General features: G+C 69.6%; 17 protein-coding genes and 4 pseudogenes. 9 read left to right on the top strand and 12 right to left on the bottom strand.

What is annotated here, in order from left to right; translation table 11 throughout:
- Positions 1-227: 227 nt before the first annotated feature.
- Complete coding sequence (locus QFZ58_RS01080; protein ID WP_307122964.1) at positions 228-914, bottom strand: SDR family NAD(P)-dependent oxidoreductase; 687 nt, start codon at positions 912-914, stop codon at positions 228-230.
- 92 nt (positions 915-1,006) lie between these two features.
- Positions 1,007-1,183: an ester cyclase gene (locus QFZ58_RS01075; RefSeq protein WP_307128737.1), complete on the bottom strand. Its 177-nt coding sequence runs from the start codon at positions 1,181-1,183 to the stop codon at positions 1,007-1,009.
- A gap of 417 nt (positions 1,184-1,600) precedes the next feature.
- Here QFZ58_RS01075 and QFZ58_RS01065 point away from each other — a divergent pair, with 417 nt between their 5' ends.
- The gene (locus QFZ58_RS01065; RefSeq protein ID WP_307122963.1) at positions 1,601-2,209 is read left to right on the top strand and encodes a TetR/AcrR family transcriptional regulator; all 609 of its coding nucleotides are present in this window, start codon (positions 1,601-1,603) and stop codon (positions 2,207-2,209) included.
- On the opposite strand, the pseudogene QFZ58_RS01060 reads toward QFZ58_RS01065, so the two are convergent.
- Positions 2,103-2,465, bottom strand: a pseudogene (locus tag QFZ58_RS01060) (helix-turn-helix domain-containing protein); the annotation flags it as partial. The gene QFZ58_RS01065 and the pseudogene QFZ58_RS01060 sit on opposite strands and share 107 nt — an antisense overlap.
- A 100-nt stretch (positions 2,466-2,565) precedes the next feature.
- A complete protein-coding gene (gene map / locus QFZ58_RS01055) occupies positions 2,566-3,348 on the bottom strand; it encodes a type I methionyl aminopeptidase (protein WP_307122962.1) in 783 nt (260 codons plus the stop codon).
- A 319-nt stretch (positions 3,349-3,667) separates the two neighbouring features.
- On the opposite strand from map, the gene QFZ58_RS01050 reads away from it, so the two are divergent.
- Positions 3,668-3,967: a DoxX family protein gene (locus tag QFZ58_RS01050; RefSeq protein WP_307122961.1), complete on the top strand. Its 300-nt coding sequence runs from the start codon at positions 3,668-3,670 to the stop codon at positions 3,965-3,967.
- A 48-nt stretch (positions 3,968-4,015) separates the two neighbouring features.
- Here QFZ58_RS01050 and QFZ58_RS01045 read toward each other — a convergent pair whose 3' ends face one another.
- From QFZ58_RS01045 to QFZ58_RS01035, 3 genes are all read right to left on the bottom strand, one after another.
- Positions 4,016-4,456 carry a VOC family protein gene (locus QFZ58_RS01045; protein WP_307122960.1) on the bottom strand — a complete coding sequence of 147 codons (441 nt, stop codon included), beginning with the start codon at positions 4,454-4,456 and terminating at the stop codon, positions 4,016-4,018.
- Between the two features lie 330 nt (positions 4,457-4,786).
- Entirely contained in the window at positions 4,787-5,545 is a 759-nt protein-coding gene (locus QFZ58_RS01040) for a hypothetical protein (RefSeq protein WP_307122959.1), read from the bottom strand.
- Positions 5,542-6,759: a nitrous oxide reductase family maturation protein NosD gene (locus tag QFZ58_RS01035; RefSeq protein ID WP_307122958.1), complete on the bottom strand. Its 1,218-nt coding sequence runs from the start codon at positions 6,757-6,759 to the stop codon at positions 5,542-5,544. The genes QFZ58_RS01040 and QFZ58_RS01035 overlap by 4 nt, the downstream gene beginning before the upstream one ends.
- Positions 6,760-6,960: 201 nt before the next feature.
- Between QFZ58_RS01035 and QFZ58_RS01030 the strand changes: the two genes are divergently transcribed.
- Positions 6,961-8,193, top strand: a complete 1,233-nt coding sequence (locus QFZ58_RS01030; RefSeq protein ID WP_307122957.1) for a Dyp-type peroxidase — start codon at positions 6,961-6,963, stop codon at positions 8,191-8,193.
- Positions 8,194-8,312: 119 nt separating this feature from the next.
- Here QFZ58_RS01030 and QFZ58_RS01025 read toward each other — a convergent pair whose 3' ends face one another.
- Entirely contained in the window at positions 8,313-10,499 is a 2,187-nt protein-coding gene (locus QFZ58_RS01025) for an SdrD B-like domain-containing protein (protein WP_307122956.1), read from the bottom strand.
- 750 nt (positions 10,500-11,249) lie between these two features.
- Between QFZ58_RS01025 and QFZ58_RS01020 the strand changes: the two genes are divergently transcribed.
- From QFZ58_RS01020 to QFZ58_RS34370, 3 genes and pseudogenes are all read left to right on the top strand, one after another.
- Positions 11,250-11,750, top strand: a complete 501-nt coding sequence (locus QFZ58_RS01020; RefSeq protein WP_307122955.1) for a GNAT family N-acetyltransferase — start codon at positions 11,250-11,252, stop codon at positions 11,748-11,750.
- Positions 11,751-11,871: 121 nt separating this feature from the next.
- A complete protein-coding gene (locus tag QFZ58_RS01015) occupies positions 11,872-12,255 on the top strand; it encodes a hypothetical protein (RefSeq protein ID WP_307122954.1) in 384 nt (127 codons plus the stop codon).
- Positions 12,256-12,342: 87 nt separating this feature from the next.
- Positions 12,343-12,480 (top strand): annotated as a pseudogene (locus tag QFZ58_RS34370) (transposase); the annotation flags it as partial.
- A gap of 209 nt (positions 12,481-12,689) precedes the next feature.
- Here QFZ58_RS34370 and QFZ58_RS01010 read toward each other — a convergent pair.
- Entirely contained in the window at positions 12,690-13,403 is a 714-nt protein-coding gene (locus tag QFZ58_RS01010; protein ID WP_307122953.1) for a hypothetical protein, read from the bottom strand.
- A 666-nt stretch (positions 13,404-14,069) separates the two neighbouring features.
- Here QFZ58_RS01010 and QFZ58_RS01005 point away from each other — a divergent pair.
- Entirely contained in the window at positions 14,070-14,687 is a 618-nt protein-coding gene (locus tag QFZ58_RS01005) for a dihydrofolate reductase family protein (RefSeq protein ID WP_307122952.1), read from the top strand.
- Between the two features lie 4 nt (positions 14,688-14,691).
- On the top strand, positions 14,692-15,534 hold the full coding sequence (locus tag QFZ58_RS01000) for an alpha/beta fold hydrolase (protein ID WP_307122951.1): 843 nt from the start codon (positions 14,692-14,694) through the stop codon (positions 15,532-15,534).
- Between the two features lie 145 nt (positions 15,535-15,679).
- Here the strand turns inward: QFZ58_RS01000 and QFZ58_RS00995 are convergent.
- The 3 genes and pseudogenes from QFZ58_RS00995 to QFZ58_RS00985 form a co-directional block, all read right to left on the bottom strand.
- A pseudogene (locus QFZ58_RS00995) lies at positions 15,680-16,007 on the bottom strand (LLM class flavin-dependent oxidoreductase); the annotation flags it as partial.
- A 446-nt stretch (positions 16,008-16,453) separates the two neighbouring features.
- A pseudogene (locus tag QFZ58_RS34365) lies at positions 16,454-17,234 on the bottom strand (DUF4158 domain-containing protein); the annotation flags it as partial.
- A 9-nt stretch (positions 17,235-17,243) separates the two neighbouring features.
- Positions 17,244-17,609, bottom strand: coding sequence for a nuclear transport factor 2 family protein (locus QFZ58_RS00985; protein WP_307122949.1), 366 nt, complete (start codon positions 17,607-17,609; stop codon positions 17,244-17,246).
- Positions 17,610-17,709: 100 nt separating this feature from the next.
- Here QFZ58_RS00985 and QFZ58_RS00980 point away from each other — a divergent pair, with 100 nt between their 5' ends.
- On the top strand, positions 17,710-18,600 hold the full coding sequence (locus QFZ58_RS00980; RefSeq protein WP_307122948.1) for a LysR family transcriptional regulator: 891 nt from the start codon (positions 17,710-17,712) through the stop codon (positions 18,598-18,600).
- Positions 18,601-18,664: the final 64 nt, after the last annotated feature.

Genomic DNA, 18,664 nt, shown 5'->3' with positions numbered 1-18,664 from the left:
CCGACGTGACCGGCCGGCCGAGCGGGCATGGGCCGTCGAGCACGGACGGGAGATCCGCGACTTGGCCTAACGCTACTCAGCGTCCGGGACTTGCAGGAACGTGCCAAGTGCTCACCGTGGCCGGAGTGGGACGGATGCTGCGACGTGATCGCGGTGGGTGCGGCGAAAGGGCCTGTGGGAATGGTTGGGCGGTAGCCCAGGTGGGCTCCCCGACCATCCCCGCAGGGCTACCAGGGCACTTCCCCGTTTTCGTCCTGGAAAGTTCCCGTCGGACCGTCCGCGTCGAGGGTAGCGAGACGCACGACGACCCTGGCGCTCTCCTCCGGTGCCCTTCCGACCCCGAACGCCGCGGTCAGGTCGGTCGCGGTCGTGCCGGGCTCGACTGCGTTGAACTTGATGCCCGGCTGGGACTTGGCGTACTGGACCGTGAGCATGGTGGCTGCGGACTTGGACGCCGAGTAGAGCGCCAACGGCAGGTTGAACTCTGGCCGGTCAGGATTGGTCACTGCCCAGAACGACCCGGCACTGCTCGAGACGGTGACCACTGTGGGGTTCGAGGACTTGCGCAGCAGGGGAAGCGCCGCCTCCGTGACGCGCACGACTCCCACCGCGTTGGTGTCAAAGGCCCGGAGAGCCGTGGGGCCGTCGGTCGCTCCGTGCCCCAGGACGCCTGCGTTGTTCACCAGGACGTCGAGCCGGCCCTCGGCCGAGTCGATCGCCGCCAGCGCGCTGCTCACCGATGCGTCATCGGTCACGTCGAGCTGCACGAAGCGTGCGCCAAGCGTCGCTGCGGCCTTCTCACCTCGGCCGACGTCGCGAGCACCGATGTAGACAACGTGGCCCAACGCCGCAAGCTGTCTGGCTGTCTCGAAACCGATGCCCTTGTTGGCCCCGGTGATCAGTGTGATGGTCATGCGTATCCTCGCAGGTCATGTGGCCCGAATGGTGAATGGGCCGTTGGTGATGTCCGGACTGTTCTTGGCCGTGTCGGCCGTGATTCCGGGGGTCAGCCGGTCAGCTGCCGGAGAAGTGCGCCGGCATCGTGCAGGGCGGTCACGTGTGCGAACCGTCCGTTGTGGACCTGATGGATGGCGTACTCGACGATCTTGAACAAGGCGCCGGTGGGAGCCACGCCGAGCCATTCCGTCACCGGGGTACCCGTGTTCACCGGACGGGCAGCCAGGCGGTGACCGTCGAAGGGCGGTTCCCTTCTGTGGGTCAGGGATCGCCGCCGTGACCGGATGCAGAGGAGACGCGACGCCCTCTACGGCATCGCCGGGCCGATCATTGCCGAGGAAGCTGTCCGCCGAACCGGCCCACTGTTGATCAGGTCATGGGGGCGCCTCTCAGGCCTGAGCCGAGCCGCCGTCGACGTACCGGCTCGAACCGGTGATGAACACGTGTGTGCCCTCGGCCGCCAGTCGGACGGCACCCGCCAGGACGACCCCGGCGCCGCCCGCGGTGACGAGAGCGGTCTTCCCCTCCAGTAGCCCCGTTTAGCCCCATGCGCACGACCTCCTCGAAATTCCGCAGCGATCGCTACGGAAGTCGAACGGTAGCACTTCCGCATCGATCATTGCGGAAGAGGTAGGCTGCGGTGGTGCAGACCAAACAGAACGGCCCCATCGGCCGACCGCGAGGATTCGACGCCGACGAAGCTCTCGAGCGCGCCATGCTGGTCTTCTGGGAGCACGGCTACGAGGGAGCCAGCCTGGCCAACCTGACCGGCGCGATGGGCATCTCCACCACCAGCATGTACGCAGCCTTCGGCAACAAGGAGGAGTTGTTCCGCAAGGCTCTGGAGCGTTACACCGAAGGCCCGAGCGCATACCTGGCCCGGGCTCTGGAGGAGCCGACCGCCCTCGGCGTCGCCGCCGCAATCCTGGCCGGCACCGTTCGAACCACCACCCGCCCGGCCCACCCCCACGGGTGTCTGGGCGTCCAGGGCGCCCTGGCCACCAGCAACTCCGGACAGGAAACCCGTGACCTGCTCGTCGCCTGGCGCAACGACGGCTACTCCTGCGTCCGAGAACGGTTCAGGCGAGCCGTCGACGACGGCGACCTGCCCTCCGAGACCGATCCGGGGCTACTGGCCCGCTGCCTCACCACCTTCGCCTACGGCATCGCCGTACAAGCAGCGAGCGGTGTCGGCCGTGACGAACTCCAGGAGATGGCCGACGCCGCCCTGCGCAACTGGCCGCTTTCCTGAGACCCGCCCGGGCGCGCGTGTCTCGGCCATCTCGGGGGAGCGACCGACGCCGCGCGTGTAGCGCTCGCTCCGTTCCCCGGAACGTATTGCGGTACGCGCGCGGTGACACGCCCAACGCCTCCCTGAGGTGCTGGTGCATCGCAGTCCCTGTGTCGAAACCCGCCCGTGCGGCGATCATGCCCACCGGCTCGTCAGTGCGCTCCAGCAATTGCCGCGCGAGCTGCAGTCGCCGGGCGGCCAGCCAGCGCATCGGTGTCGTCCCGGTCTCGTGGAGGCCGAGATCCCCGGTCGGCTTGCCCCGCCTCGTGGCGGGAAGGTGCGGGGCACTTCGAGCAAGGCAACACGGAGCTCCGGCCTCAGGGCTGCGTCTGCTCCGGCAAGGTGAGGATTTCGGCTCCGTCGTCGGTGATGGCGATCGTGTGCTCGCTGTGTGCTGCGCGGCAGCCTGTCGCGCTTCGGAGTGTCCACCCGTCGGCATCGGTGACGAGTTGCGCGGTGTCCGCCATGACCCACGGCTCCAGTGCCAGTAGTAGCCCGGGGCGCAGTTTGTATCCACGGCCAGGCCGTCCGGTGTTCGGTACGTGCGGGTCCTGGTGCATCGTTGATCCGATGCCATGACCGCCGAACTCGGTGTTGATGGGGTAGCCCGCCTCGCTGAGAACCGTGCCGATGGCATGAGAGATGTCACCGATGCGGGCCCCGGGCCCGGCGGCGGCGATCGCCGCCGCCAGCGCGCGTTCAGTTGCGCTGATCATCGCGACGCTCTCCGGGGGCTTTGTGTCACCCACGATGAAGCTGATGGCGGCGTCTGCGGCGACCCCGGCCTTGGAGACAGCGAGGTCGAGTGTCAGCAGATCACCGTCGGCGAGCGTGTAGTTGTGCGGCCTTCCGTGGAGCACCGCGTCGTTTACGGCCGTGCAGATGTAGTGGCCGAACGGGCCGCGTCCGAAGGACGGCGCGTAGTCGACGTAACAGGACGTGGCTCCCGCCTCGATGATCATGGCCTTGGTCCACCGGTCGATGTCCAGAAGGTTCGTGCCGATCGTGCTACGGCCCTTCAACGTCTGCAGGATGCCGGCAACCAGGGCGCCTGTGTCTCTTGCTCGGGTCAGGCGGGTGTGGTTCAGGATCTCGATCATGCGGCGTCCTTCTCGCGATGCCAATAACTATACCGTCCATACTATACCGGTATTAGAATTGGGGTGCCCTGGTCCGGCAGCCGCTTGTCAGCGAGGGTTCCGGTGACCGCGCCGACAATCGCGTCGCTCGTCTCGCGGACCTTGACCTCTTCCCGGCGCCTCACCGACGGCTTGCAAGCATCGGTGGGCCTTTTGGAGACCACCTTCCATCCCGACCGACGCCCACGTCGGCCACTTGTGGACGGCGTCGGCCTCGGTGGTCCGCCGACCCCCCGCACGTCGCCCAGGTCGGCGTGGGTCGACGGTGCTGTCCAGGCGGATGCCCGGAGCCGGCCCCGGCTCGAGTGTGAGTGTCGGCGCGGTCGCGTCGACGGTGGACTTCTTCCCGCAGACCTGGCTCCCGTGGCTCGCTGCGCTCAAGGCCGCAGGAACCGCCGGTCTCCTCCTCGGTCTCATGGGTGTCCCGGTCACCGGTGTTATCGCCGCGACCGGGCTGGTCCTGTTCCTCATCGGCGCCATCGCCGCACACATCCGCGCTCGCGTCCATGACGACATCGCTTTTCCTGGCGGCTATCTGACTTTGGCCACTACGGCTCTCGTCCTCGCCGTCGCGCGGTGAACCGGACCGGCGGAATGCCGCGCAGCAGCTGCATCAGGGCCCGGTTGCTCAGTTCAGTTGCTCGGCCAGTCCGACGATGATGCCCTCGGGGCCGCGGACGTAGCAGAGTAGATAGCTGTCCTCGAACCGGGCGATCCCGCCGACGAGTTCGGCGCCGTGAGGGCGCAGGCGGGCAACGGTGTCCTCGATGTCGTCGACGGCGAACATGACGCGGTGCGTACCCAGGATGTTGTGCGGCCGGGTGCGCGGCCCGGCGCTGATCACCGCGGGGCTGCGGTACCTCGCCAGCTCGAGTCGGCCGTGACCGTCCGGGGTCCGGACCATCGCGATGTCACAGTGGACGCCGTCGAGTCCGGTGCACCGGTCGGCGACGGGGCCCTCGACCTCCGTCCTGCCCTCCAGCTCCATACCGAGTTCCAAGAAGAACGCGATGGCGGCGTCGAGGTCCTCGACGACGATGCCGACGTTGTCCATCCGCAGAACAGCCATGCCGGTTTCTCCTTCTTCCTCGTGCGGCCGTGATGGCCGCTGATGTCCCTGGGACGGTGCCGGTGGCACGTTCTCGACATCCGCAGACCCCCGAACTCCGAAAATTCGTGGGTAGGCAAACCGGCGCCCCGGCCCTCTTCTGCGGAGACGAGTTGGACCGGGGCGCAGCGTCGCCTCCCGGTGTGGGGCAGTGGTCGGCGACATCAGCGTGCGCACCGAACGCCACGGCAGCCCGTTTCGCGGCCTCGGCCTCGGGCGGTGTGGGGGAGCCCCGAAGGGCGCCGGGGGGGGCATCGGTCCCAGATTGCTCCCGGCGGCTCGGTGAAGTGGTCATGGGGCGGCGGAGGCCGAGGGGGTGGGGGGTGACGGTGGCTGTCGGGAGATGTCGGCGGTCATCCAGGTGCCGGAGCCTCCCAGGCGCGCGGCGAAGCGGCGCAGGCCGCCGTCGGCGTCGATCCAGTAGCGGGTGCGGCCCGGAGTCCCGGGTGCGGACTGCGCTGTGGAGCCGGGCGCATCGGCGGTGCCGGGGCCGGAGAAGACCGTGACCGGGACCCCGGAGATCTTCTCGTGTCCGAGGAAACGTGCGCTGCTGCGAACGAGGAGCTGGGCGTTCTCGGGCCGGTCGGAGCCGAGCGAGAGCAGCAGGAGCAGGGTGCTGTCCACGGTGGCCGAGCGGGGTTCCAGGCGGCGCTCGCTCCAGCCGTCGGCCGGGGGTTCGTCGGGGCGCGGGCCGGTCCAGTTGAAGCGGGCCGAGACCGTGCCGCGGTTCCAGCGGAGCAGGTGGCGCCAGCGGGTGGCGGCTCCAGGGGTCTCGTCGCGCAGTTCGGCGTAGCCGGTGTGCACGCGCCAGTCGAGCCGGCCGTCGAGCCGGAGGGTCCGGCCCTGCACCGGGATGGTGGCAGTGACGGTTCCGGCGGCGCTGCGGTAGTTGGTGAACCGGGTCAGAGCAAGGAGCTCGGCCTGCTGCTCCGTCAGTGCCGCCTTGTCGTCGGCGGGCCGGTCGGTGGCCGGCCCGGTGCAGGCCGCCGAGGCGAGCAGTGCGGCCAGCAGGAGGGCGGACCGGGCGGGCCGGCGGGGGGCGCGAGTCATCGGGCTGGGGTCGTCGGCCGGCTGCGGTCGGCGAACAGATCGGGGCCGGGCAGAGGCACCCCGCCGGGATCGACGGGGCCGGGCAGTCCGTCGGCGGGGGAGGACGGCGCGGTCGCGGCGTCCGGCAGCGAGGGCTGGGCCGGCGGCGGAGGGACGTCCAGGAAGGGGATGCCGGGAGGCGCGGGGTCGGTGCGCGGGGACTGGCCGGCGGCCTCGGGATGGCCGTGCGGGCAGGTGGCGATGGACTCCAGGTTGCCGGGCAGGGTGGTGCTCAGGGTGTTGCCGTCCAGGCAGTTCCCGCGCCCGGGCGCTCGTACGGAGGCGCGGTAGGCGATGTCCACGCCGTTGCCGGTGAGCGTGTTCTCGCGGAGCCGGTTCTCCGTCGGGGCGAGGTCCTCGTTGGAGGCGAGTACGACGCCTGCCCGGGGGTTGCCGGTGATCCGGTTGTGGAGGAGTTCGTTGCCCTGCCCGCCGGCGATGCCGATGCCGATACCGAAGGCGCCGTCGGCCTGTTCGGGGGTGGCCGGGTCCGCGTTGTCGGCGATCAGGTTCCCGGCGACGGTGCCGCCCTGCTGGGGGACGTAGGCCTCCTGGTAGTCGGAGTTGACCGTCAGCCCCACCCGGTTTCCGGCGAAGCGGTTGCGCAGCACCCAGATCGGCCCACTGGCGTTGGTCCCCTCGTAGCCGATGGCATTGTGCTCGGCGACGTTGTCGCGGACGAGGATGTGACAGGGCTTGCACTGGCCGACGTAGAGCCCGGAGTCGGCGCTGCCCGAAGCGTGGTTGTGTTCCAGGACGCCGTGCTGGGCGTTGAACGCGTAGATGCCGTAGAGGCCGTTCGCGTGAGCGGTGACGTAGCGCACCCGAAAGCCCTTCAGCGGGGGGAACTTGGCCGGGTCGAGGTGCCGATAGCCGTCACTGCCCCTGGCGAGGCCGCCGTTGCCGTCGCTCATGCCGGTGACGAGCACGCCGTTGAGGAGGTGGTTGCGGACGGTCAGGTTCTCGACCGAGACGCCGGGAGCGGTGACCATCACGCCGTTGGCGCGTCGGCCCTGGCCGTCGATGACCACTCTGCCCCGGTCGGTGCCGCGCAGGTTCACTCGTTCGGTGCGGATCCGTACGCTCTCGTGGTAGACGCCGGGCGAGACCAGCACGAGGTCGCCCGGCCGCGCCCGATCGAGCGCGGTGTTGATGGTGGCTGCCTGAGACGGCACCCGGATGGTCGCGGGAGCGGTGTTCTTGGCCGACGGCGGATCCGTCGGCGAAGCCCAACAGCCTGCACACAGCAGCGCGGTGGCAGTCACGACGGCGGCCGGGACGAAGCGGCGACGGCCGCCGCATCGGCGGCGGACGAGTGGCATCACGAGGGTCCTTCCGGTTGCTGGCGGAGTTGATCGCTACCTTAAAGTGTTCGCGTGGACACTCATTGTGACGCCTCGATGGATCCGCAACCGTCGCCGCTGTACCGACGCCGGCTCCTGGGCGGACTCGCGGTCGCGGTACCGGCCGCGGCGGCGGGGTGGGCGGTCGCGGGCAGGGACCGGCGCCCGGCCGCTCGTGCTCCGGAGGCAGTCACGGGCGTCACCGGGGCGGCGGCCGCTGCGGCCGTAGCACCCGAGGGGCCGAGGCAGGCGGGAGTGGACCGTCCTGCGCAGCCGCAGCAGTACACGGTCCTGACGGTCTTCGACCTGACACCCCCCGGCGGTGCGGCGGACCGTGGCGCCGGCGAAGTGCGCTACCCAGCCGCACTGTTGTCCGATCTCGGCCGGCGGGTGCTGGATGTCTGCGGGGGTGCCGGCGAAGAACTGGGTGGGCTCCCGCCGGGGGATCTCAGTGTCACGGTCGGAGTCGGCCCGCGCCTGGTCGCGGCGGTGGACGGCCGGCTGCCCGGGGCGGCAGGGCTGCCGGAAGCGCTCGACAAGGCCGTGCCGGACCTCGCACGTCAGGGGGACCTGATGGTACAGATCTGCGCCGCGGATCCGCAGGTGGTGGCACATGCCGAGCGGCTCCTGACGAGTTGGCTCGGCGAGAGGTCGGCGCTACCGCGCTGGTCCCAGGACGGCTTCCGGCCGCCCGTCCGCGAACCCGGTCCCGTGCGCAACCTGCTGGGGTTCCTCGACGGCGTATCCGTCCCGCGTACGGAGCGGGATCTGGCCCGGGAGGTCTGGCTGGCCGGGCCTGAGCGGGTCCGCGGAGCCACCGTCGCCGTAGTCCGAAGGCTGCGCCTGGACGTGGCGGGCTTCCTCGCCCAGGACGTCACGCGGCAGGAACGGGTCGTCGGCCGACGGAGGTCCGACGCGGCGCCGCTCAGCGGCGGCGGGCCGGCAGCGGCCGTCGACCTCGGAGCGAAGACGCCGGACGGCAGGTACCTGGTCCCGCTGATGTCCCATGTCCGGCGGGCCCATCCGGCGGCGACCGGGAGCGGACTGATGCTGCGCCGGGGCTACAGCTTCTCCAACGGGCCGGACGATCAGGGCCTGCTGTTCATCGCCTTCCAGCGGGAGCTGCGGACGTACGTGGAGACCCAGCGGCGGCTGGACGACGGCGACGAGCTGTCCGCCTTCGCCACGGCGACAGCTTCCGGTACCTACCTGGTGCTGCCCGGGTTCTCGGCGCTACGCCCTCTGGGCTCTTCGCTGTTCGCCTGACGGACGGGCCTTCGAATCAGCGCCGGGAGGAACCCGTAGTCGGGTTCCTCCCGGTCTGTCGGTGCGGTGCGGTGTGGCGTCAAGCGGTCATGAGGCCGTACCGGTCCGAGGCCATGAGGTCAGCTGGCGACCCATAGACCCGCGTCGATGTCGTGGTCGATCGTGCCGGGTGGGCCGGTGGTGACGTCCGCCGTAGCGGTGTCCGCCTGGGGATCACCGCCGTCCGGCTCCGCGTCGGAGTTGGTCGCCGGGTTGGGGCCGGTGTTCGGGGTCCACTCGAGTTCCTCCGCCTCGTAGTCGGCGGTCGGTTGGACCGTCGACTTGTCGAACTCCAGTGTGTACTGGGTGTTGGGGCGCAGGCCGTCGCGGTGGTCGAAGTAGTACTCGCCCTTGGCGTCGGTCTTCTTGCGCGCGATCTCCTGACCCGTCGCGTCGCGCAGGATCACCGTCACACCGGGGATGCCCGCGGTCTCGTCATAACTCTGGGTGCCGTCGGCCTTGTCGAGCCACACCCGGCTGCCGATCTGGACCGGCGGCTCGTCACAGAGCAGCTCCAGGTCGCCGAGGCCGTTGGCCTTGCCGAAGCCGCCGTCGTCTGCGTAGGAGAGGCCGAGCCCCTGCTGCGACGGGTCGGCACCGCGGTCACCCTGCCAGCGGTCGAAGAAGCCGGCACCGGTGGAATTGACCGTCCGGACCGGGTCCATCACGGTGGCGGCCACGCGGTCCCCACCGAGCGGCAGTGCCAGGGCGCCCTGCACGGTCTCCAGGTGGCTGCCTCCCGTGAACCACTCGTCACCCTTGTAGAACTCGCTGCCGGTGCGCGGGCAGGCCGCGCCGCCCTCCCACTCGTACGCGCCGGTGATCGTGCGGCAGACCCTGTAGAGGTCGCCGCCGGTCGCGATGCTCTCGATGACGTTGGCCTTGGCCGGGTTGGCGTTGGGGATTGCCAGCCCGGACTGGTCGCCCATGCGGTCACGGAAGCCCAGGATCAGCGAACCGTCGCGCTCGATCTCGATGTCGCTGAGCATCGGCTGCGGGTAGGCCCACTGCGTGTTGCCGCCGTCGGGGAACTGCGTCAGGTCGTCCTTGGTCCACGGCTTCCAGTTGCCCGGGGTGGGGTCGACGGCGGGATCGCGGGGGAAGTCCAGCGGCTCGTCGACGACGGGCGCGGCGCCGAATGTCCCGGTGGCCGGGTTGAACTTCCAGACCACGGCCCGCAGCTGGTTGACGTTCTGGCTGCTCTGGGCGGAACAGACGCCGCCCACGTACAGGACCCCGTCGCGCATGCCCAGGCCCATCGGCCGCCAGTCGGCCGCCGGGGTGCACGCGGTGGCGGGGATGGGCAGCGGAGCGCCGACGGGCGCCGCGACAGTGGGCTGCGTGGCGTCGTAGGTGTAGAGGCTGCGGTCGTTCATGTTGACGACGTAGAGCCGGGAGCCGTCGCCCGAGATCTCGATGTCGCCGAGCGACTCCTGTCCCACCACAGCTGCGAAGTCAGCGTCGATGCGGTCCGCTTGGTTGTGGGCGGTGGTGCCGGCGTTCGGCACGGTGGCGAAGAGGGTGGTCGCACCGGTGCCCCGATCCGTCACGTAGATGGCGCCCGGACCACCGGGGCCGTAGTCGCCGTGCCGCTTTGCGTACGCGCCGGTGAAGATGCGCCGGTCCTTCTTGCGGTACGCCACGCCGTAGGCGGTGCCGGTCTGGGTCCCGTTGGCGAGCGCCGTGGGGTTGTTGGAGTTGCCCTGGGTGTCGCCACGGGAGGTGTAGGGGAAGGAGACCAGGGTCTTGCCGCCGGGCTTGGTCGCGGCCTGCTGGCAGGGTGTGGCCAGATCGGGGTTGTCCTGGCAGTAGTCATCCGGGTTCCACACCCCGAAGTCGAGGGTGGCGTCCTTGCCGTTCCTCAGGTCGACGAAGCCGAGGTGCGACGAGAGCCCCGGCCCGGCGAGGGACGGATGGAGGAAGCCCTGCCCGGTGGCGGGGTCGTACTTGTCGGCCCAGTCGAGCAGTTCGACGCTGTACCGGCCCGGGGACCCGGTCCACGTGGTGGTATCGATCTCGACGGTGCCGTCGGCCCCGATCGGGTAGGTGCGGCACGGGCGGTTGCGCCGCTCGCAGAGCCTGACCGTCCCCGGTCCGTGCGGTACCTGGATGTTCGGGTTCCGGTCGCCCTTGGCGGCGAAGTCCCGCAGAAGGTTGATGGTCAGCTTGCCCTCGCCCGGCGCGGCACCTGCGGGGCCCGGAGACCCCGTCACCGTGAGCGCACAGGCCAGGGCCAGCGTCCCCAACCACTTTGTCTTCCTGATCACTTGCACCCTCATGCTCGTCGGAAGTGTGGGACGACGACCGGGAACTACGCCAGTGTCAGGGCAGCCGGAGGTCACGCTGACCAGGGAGGAGGTCATCGCCCATAGCGCAGAGTAGTCAAATGAATGCGTAGCGTACAAGTGCCGGGCGGGCGGCCTGATCCGCTGACGCTTGTTCTTCACGGTCTGGGTCGATCACGTGCGTGGACGTTCTCGGCGAGCGCCTCGGGGGCGCAGTCGGAAACGCGCTGCTTGGGAGGGCACGGGAACTGCCTGCGGGCGAGGGGAGGGACTTGGGACTGCCGGGGCCGGGGCCAACCGGAAGCCGGTGGTAGTGGGGGCGGTGTGGAAGTGCTGTTCCTCCGGAGGGGGCAGGCGACAGGTGAGAGGTGTTGCCGGACCGGCGCGCCGGTGCAAGCGGATCGCCCAGTTGGGACAGTCAGCGCCTTTTTGCGGGGTCGGCCGTGCAGCGGGGCGGAGTAGCGGGCGTCCTCACACCAGGTCACGGAGTCCGCGGAAACAAGCGTGTCCGCGTAGGGTGCCATTGCGCAGGGTCTTCACTCCGAACCCGTGGAGCCGGATCTCCTTGGCGGAGAAGTGCCCGGCGACCGCTGGATCTCGGCTGGCTCTGGCGGGGCACACGGAGCCGCTTCCGACTACCGGTTCGGCGGCCAGGCCGACACGGCCTGCGTGTCGGAAGCGCTCCTCCGGGGCTCGCGTGGAGCGCGGTCTCTGTCGTGTGATGCTGATGTCATGACTGATCGCCGCGAGGTTGCCATAGTCCGCTGGCCAGACCGGACTCCCTCGATCGAAGGCGGTCTGGCTGCCTTGCTGGCGGCCTACCATTTGCGGACCGAGGCTGAGAAAGGCGAACCGGTTACCGATGTGGACGGGCTGCCGGATCGCTACCGGGCAGAGATCACCGGCCCTCGGATCGCATTCGCCGGCGACGTCGTGTTGGTGGCTCTCCTGGGGGACGCCACTGTGGGCTGTCTGGTAGTGACCTCCCTGACCGATGGGCAGTCGGAGATCAAGAGGCTCTGGACCGATCCTGAGTTCCGTGGCCGGGGCATTGCGTCCGCCTTGCTCGGCGCCGCGCTCGCTCATGCTGCGGAGAACGGCGTGGACACCGTCCGGCTGTCGGTGTGGGAGTGGCGGACCGGGGACATTGCCCTGTACGAACGACTCGGCTTCGCCGTCACCCAGTCATGGGAGGAGCGGGATCGGCTGGTGTGCATGCAGCGCGCTGCATGAGTGGTCAAAGCCATTCGTTGATGGCCGCGACCAGGAGCTGTCGTCGAAGTGGCCTCGGTGAGAGCCGTGGCGTCCGAGTGCCGTAGGTCGTGGGGCGTGGCATTCCGGCGAGGAGAGACGCTTGGACAGTCCGGCAGATGCGGCCACCGGCTGCGTCGACAGTCTCTCCGAAACAGCCGCCACGAATCGTGAGAAGCCAGTGATCCGAGACCTGTACGACGTCCGTGTGCAGCCCGCGGAAGGCGGCTCTACGCCGCTGACCGAGGAGGAAGAGCAGCGCGCGCGGGTGGTGTTGTTCAGCGATCTCGGCAACGCCATCGCCGAACGAGGTTGGGTCCGGTTTCCTGCATACTCGCCGGAGGAACGGCGCCGGCTGGTCGATGTCGCGCACCGTCTCAGTGCTCACTGGGGGCAACACGTGTTCATCGAGGCAGAAGATGAGTGCGCCATGAAGCTCTATCTCGCCGGGCACGGATCGCAGTCGATGCATGCACCGCTGCCGTAGGCGGGGGTCAGTATCTGTGTGATCTCGATCAGTGGATCATGGTTGTCTGATACAGCGCCATGAACCGTCGGAACCGAATGGGAGTTCGTCCGCCCTCTGCTCCCACGTTCGGAGCGGGAGCGGGAGCGGCTGGATGACCGGACGCTCCTGAACGGGATCGTCTGGAAGTTCCGGTCGGGCACGGCCTGGCGGGACGTGCCACAGCGGTCCGGATCCTGGGCCACGCTCCACACCCGCTCCGTCGATGGGCCAAGGACGGCCCCTTCGAGCGGATGCTCCGGGAAGCACAGGTTCGGGCGGACGCGGCGGTGCGGACTTCCTCCACACCTACAACCACCATCGCTGCCACACCTCACTCGGAGGCCAGCCCCCGATCAGCCGAGTGAACAATGCTGCGGGTCAACACAACTGGGCCGTGGCCCACTTCTGGTCCGTCACGAGTGGTAGAGGACCCGCACGACCATTGTGTCGCCAGGCAGGCCGTCCAGGTAGGCGTTGAACATCTGCTCGTAGTCGGGGCCGCCTCCCTCCACCCACCGCCCGTCGAGGGTGAGCAGGGCGGGGGTGGAGAGCACGGCGGCTACATGGCGGGCGACGTGGGTCTCCAGGTCCTCGTCGAAGTGGAGGGCGGGGTCGGAGGTGAACCGCGCTTCCAGGAAGGGATCGGCCTCGATCGCCTGGATCAAGGGCTGTGAACGGAAGGAAGCCACTGCCGCCTCCCTGGCATGTTCGGGCTCCAGGGGCCTGGCCCGCTCGGCGAAGTGGTGGAAGGGCAGCACGGGCGGGTAGCGGTCGGCGAAGGTGTGGTACGCCGTCCAGGTGCCGCCCGCCCGGCGGGCCACGGTGGCGCGGGCCGTGTCGAGGTCGAGGATGGCGCGCGGGCCGCCGTGACAGCGGAAGGGCGGCAGGTCCTCGGGTGCGGTCCAGTCGTCGTACCGCACGAGCCGGGGGTCGTCCTCGTGGCCGGGCATGACGTCGAAGAGACAGCCTGCTCCGGAGACGAACCAGTAGCTCCACTCGCCCACCCAGTCCGGATGGGGACGGTCCTCACGGTCGTAATAGAAGGGGGCCATGGCCTGCCCGATCGCCTTCTTCAGCCCGTCGGGGCGGACGGGCGGCAGACAGACGGTGATGCGCTGTTTGCCCATGGTGTCTGGTGTCCCCTTGTGTGGTGCGATTGTGTGGTGCGATCCGTGCTGTCCGCGACGGCTTCGGCCTGGTCCGGTCCTGCTGCGCGCGGCGGACGCGGCGATGCACGAGGGAAAGCACACCGGCACCATCGCCCGAGCCTGCACCGCACACGCCCGTGTCCCGTGCGTCAACAGCTGCCGAGAACGAGGGAGGGTGGCGATGGACCGGCCCTCAAGATACGCGGTGTGCACGGCGTGCACACCGTGGGCGCGGAGCCGTGCGGGCTGCCAGCAGGCAGGGTCCACGCTGTGACCCGCGACCAACGCAAGATCGTCGGTATTCACGCACCGATGATCAGCGGTGGCCGTACCCGTCGATCAGCTGGCCTGTACTGAGCGCTCCAAGTGGTTGTGGCCGCGCCCCACACGTCGAACGTCGTACTCATCACGGCAGCGCGGCCGCAACCCCTCACCTGGCCGTTCCGAGCGCCATTTCGAGCACCAAAGAGGCCACATCCCTCGGCCTGTGCATATGCGTCTTCGAGGCACTCGGGGGCATCGTCCGCTGTACGCCCGACGTGCCGTCTCGTGCGGCGTGCTGTCGCGGCGTGCCATCGAGTTCGCATCCGCCATACGCTCGTCCGTGAGCGATGAGTTCGGGCGGCGGATCGGGTCTGCCCTGGTATGACTCGAATCATCGCTGACATCTCGGTCTCTCTCGACGGCTTCGTCACCGGACCCGACCCCGGCCCGGACAACGGCCTGGGCACCGGCGGCGAGGCCCTGCACACGTGGGCGTTCTCCGACGACCCCGACGACCGCCGGTTCCTGCGCGAGGGGACTGCCCGTTCGGGTGCCGTCGTCCTCGGCCGCCACCTCTTCGACGTGGTCGACGGGCCTGAAGGCTGGGACGACACGTCCGGCTACGGCGCGGGCGAGGTCGGCACCCCCGCGTTCGTCGTCGTGACGAACTCGCCGCCGGAGTCGGTGCGGACAACCAACCTCGACTGGACGTTCGTCACGACCGGTCTGCCCGACGCCGTCACCACCGCGCGCGAGCGTGCCGAGGCGGCGTCGGCGGACAGCGGCAAGGACCTCGACGTCATCCTCATGGGCGGCGGCGCCACGATCGGCTCGGCGCTCGACGCCGGGCTGGTCGACGCGCTGACGCTGCACCTCGCGCCCATCGTGCTGGGCGCCGGGACACCACTGTTCACCGGCGGAGCGCCGCGCACGTTGGTGCAGCGGAGCGTGCTCTCGACATCGACCGCGACGCACCTGACCTACGACGTTCTCCGGTGAACCGATGACCACTGTCAACGCCAATGAAATCGCCTTGGGCATCCAGTCGTTCGGTGACGACGACGCGCCACTCGTCCTGCTCGTGGGCGGGACGACCATGCTGTCCTGGCCCGATGCGCTCTGCGAGCGCCTCGCCGCTGGTGGGCGCTGTGTGGTGCGCTACGACCTGCGCGACAGCGGGCAGTCGACGACGAAGGATCCGGAGGCGCCCGCCTACACCCTGCGCGGCCTCGCCGCCGACGCGGCGGCCCTCGCTGGCGTGCTCGGCGGGGGGCCTGCGCACATCGCGGGGATCGGCGTCGCAGGGATGGTCGCGCAGGTGGCCGTGCTCGACCACCCGGGCGCGTTCTCGGCGCTCACCCTGGTCGGCACCCGCGCGGTTGCCCCTGGCCCGCCCGACGACGACCTCCCCGACCACGACCGGGCGACGATGAGCCGGCTGTTCGGGCGGCCGATGCCCGATTGGACCGACCGCGAGGCAGTTGCGGATTTCGCCGCCGCCGGCGCGGAGATCCTCGGCGAAGATCCCGTCGCCGCGCGCGCTATCGCTGCGCGCATCTGGGACCGCACGCCCGGCACCGCACCACCGGTCCAGATGGCCAACCAGATGGGCATGGTGTTCTCCAGGCTCGACTGCACACCCCGCTGGCGCGAGCGCCTGCCCGAGATCGAGGTCCCCACGCTCGTCGTCCACGGCCGCCGCGACCGGTTCTTCCCCGTCGGTAACGGTGAGGCGATCGCGCGCGAGATCCCCGGGGCACGGCTGCTCGTCCTCGAGGAGGCCGCCACCGCGATCCCCGATACGGCGGTCGGCGAGGTGACCGAGGCGATGCTCACGCTCGGATAGACGAGGGCGGGTGCCACGCGGGTCCGGCCTCCACTCGACAGTGGGACGTCGGAGGCTCGATCCGGCCGTGCGCCCGCGAGCGGCACGTCGGGATGCCGACCACACGATCCCACCAGCAAGACCATGACCTACGGCTGGAGCACCACAGCAGGCCGAACTGTTCGGCGACGACCAGTGGCGAATGGTTGGGCAGCATGATCCCGCCCGCGCCGAGCCGCAGCCTGCTGGTCTCCGCGGTGAGCCGGGACAAGGACAGCAGGACGGGCGGGCTGGAGGCCGAGACGCCGGGGCCTGGCGTGGTGCTCGTTCACCCAGTAGCGGGTGAAGCCGCGCCGGTCGGCGAGCCGTGTGAGTTCGATGCTGCCGGCCAGCGCCTCCACAGCGGTCCGGCCGGTGCCGGTCATGGCGGAGTCCAGCACGGACAGGGCGGCGGGGGCGGAGCCGTGGCGGGTGCCGCGGATTGGGTCGGTCATGCTCGAGCGGTCCTTCGTTTTCCAGGTGTGCGGCGTGCGGGGAGGTGGGGCGCCGGGCACCGGCCGACAGCTGCGGTGGGTCCCGAGGTGTTCGACGGCGGGCTGATCGTCCTGGACAGCGCCCATGCCGCAGAGGCCGCGAACATCCTCGACGCCGGCCGCACGCGGGATCGCCGACCCGACAGGACACAACAGAACCCGTCCCCGTCACAGCCAGGTCTGCGCAACCCTCGACGCGCTGCCGGCACGGGCACATCAACCGCCTTGCGCCCGAACCCGAGCGGGACTTCGGTGCGCAGGCCGCACGAGGCGACCGGCGTCTTGGCCCGTCCTGGCGCCCGCAGGACTGAGCGGCCGCGGCGGGGGTATTGGCGGGCCACCGGGGTCAAGCCGATGTTGCACGCCTCCGAGACCAGGAGGGACACCAGGGAGGAGGGAAGGTCCTTCATCAGCTTCGTCACCATCAGCACGGAGAACAGATCCAGCGCCTCGTCGATCGCCTTGGTCTCCAGTGGCGCATCACGGTGGTGAACATCGCCGTGCGCTGGGGCTCCGCAGCCTGCTCCAGGCTCGCGGACCTGGACCTCAGCCCGTACCGGGCCGGCGCCGGGAGCCGGTTCGGCGGGATCTGCGGCAGCTTCAACGGGCCAGGTGGAACGCGCCGATCTCGTCGACCCGCTCCAGGGACCGAGCGAAGGCCGTGCCCGTCGTCCGGTTCGGCGGCCGGTGCAGCCGCTCCAGCTCCGAGTACCGGCTGCCGTCCGGCACGCACAGGGTGGCCACCAGGGCCGCCGACGGGGACGGGATAGCGCGGTGCGCCGCCCCGGCCACGGCGACGTGCATCGGCTTCTCCGCGATTCCGCGGACCTCGGGCAGCACCTGCCGGGCCGGCACCGAGACACCCGGCAGCCAGCATCCGGCTCCGGCGCAGCCGGCCCACAGCCTGGTCGACCACTCCGGATTGTCGTACGGGTGCTACCCGTAGGCGCCCCGGATCCCACGCGTGCTCGAACGCCGCCTTCAGCCGCTCGGCGTACCGCTTCACGCACGACGGTTTCTCGATCCCGAGCTGCGCGGCCAGGTGGCCGACCACTGGCCACGGCGCCGCGATGGGGTCCTCCAGCAACAGCCCGACATAGCGGACCGTGCACATCTGGAGGGCATAGCCCAGCTGATGATGGGTCGTATCCGCAGGGCGACCAGTTCCCGGTCGACGCCGTCCAGGAAGGGCGGGGCTCAGCGGGGGAGCGGGACGAACTCGGGCTGGTCGAGCAGGCGCAACCAGCTTCCGTCAGGCTGGCGCCGGACGACCTGCGCCCGGGCACCGGCCCCGTCCTTCGGCGGGGTCGAGGTGAGGGCGATGCCGCCGCTGAGCAGGGTCGGCAGTGGTTGTTCCAACTCGAAGCGAGGGCGGTTGGACAGCACCTTCTCCCATAGCGCACGGATCGCTTCCCGGCCCACCGTCTGGTCGCCGGGCGGGTAGGCCATCACTGCATCCTCTTCGTAGAGTGCGGCGACCCCAGCCGCGTCACCGGCGTTAGATCGTTCAACGAACAAGCGGGTGATGTCTTCGGGGCGCATGGCCTTCTCGTACTCCGGCATGAGTTTCCTCCTGACGTCGTGGCTTCGGTGCTTCCTAGCGTGCTCGCCCCTGAATCAGAAGTCCAACAGATGGATCTACTAGAAGCTAGAATTTTCAGTCATGGAGCTGAGGCAGCTGGAATACTTCATCGCGGTGGCTGAGGAGCAGAGCTTCACTCGCGCCGCCGAGCGGGTGCACATCAGCCAGTCCGGCGTCAGTGCCCAGATCCGCCAGTTGGAACGTGAACTCGGTGCCGAGCTGTTTGACCGGTCGGCGCGCACTGCCACCCTTACCGTCGCCGGACAGGCCGCGCTCGAACACGCCCGCGCGGCGCTCGCCGCGGCTGGGGCGGTGGGCCAAGCGGTGGGTGAGGTGGCCGACCTGATTCGGGGTCGGCTCGTGGTCGGGATGGTCATAGGCTGCACCCTCACGCCACTGTTCGACGCGCTTTCTGTGTTTCACCGGGCGCACCCCGGGGTGGAGATTTCACTGCTGGAGGACAATTCCGACCGGCTCGTCGAGGGGGTGCGCGCCGGCACCGTCGACCTGGCTCTTATGGGGACCGCAACCGCCACCCCCGACGGGCTGGAGGCGTTGACAATCATTAGTGAGCGGCTCGTCGTGGCAGTTCCGGCAGGGCACGCCTTGGCGAAACAGCGGCGAGTTACTCTGCGCGACGTGGTCGCCCACCCGATCGTGTGCATGCCCCCTGGCACCGGCCTGCGCACAGTGTTCGATCGTGCTTGCGCCGCACAGGGCCTCAGACCCGCGATCGCGGCGCAAGCCAGCGCCGCGGATGCCATTGTCGATCTCGCTGCCCGCGGACTCGGTGTCGCCATCCTCAGCGACTCGATGACCGCGAACCATCGCGACCGGCTCGCGGCCCGCACCATCGACGATGTCGAAACACCCGCCCTTCTCGCCCTGATCTGGAAGAGAACGCATAGCCCTGCGGTGCGTGAGTTGATTGTGCACAGTCGGCGAGCATTCACCAAGCCTGACCCTTGGTAGCAATAACCCTTCGACATCCGATATGGGTATGAGCGCAGAACTCACAACAGAATGCTTCGATTTC

Source organism: Streptomyces sp. B1I3 (genome assembly GCF_030816615.1).
GTDB lineage: Bacteria > Actinomycetota > Actinomycetes > Streptomycetales > Streptomycetaceae > Streptomyces.
The sequence above is the reverse complement of the archived record's forward strand: the minus strand, read 5'-3'. Positions and strand labels throughout refer to the sequence as shown.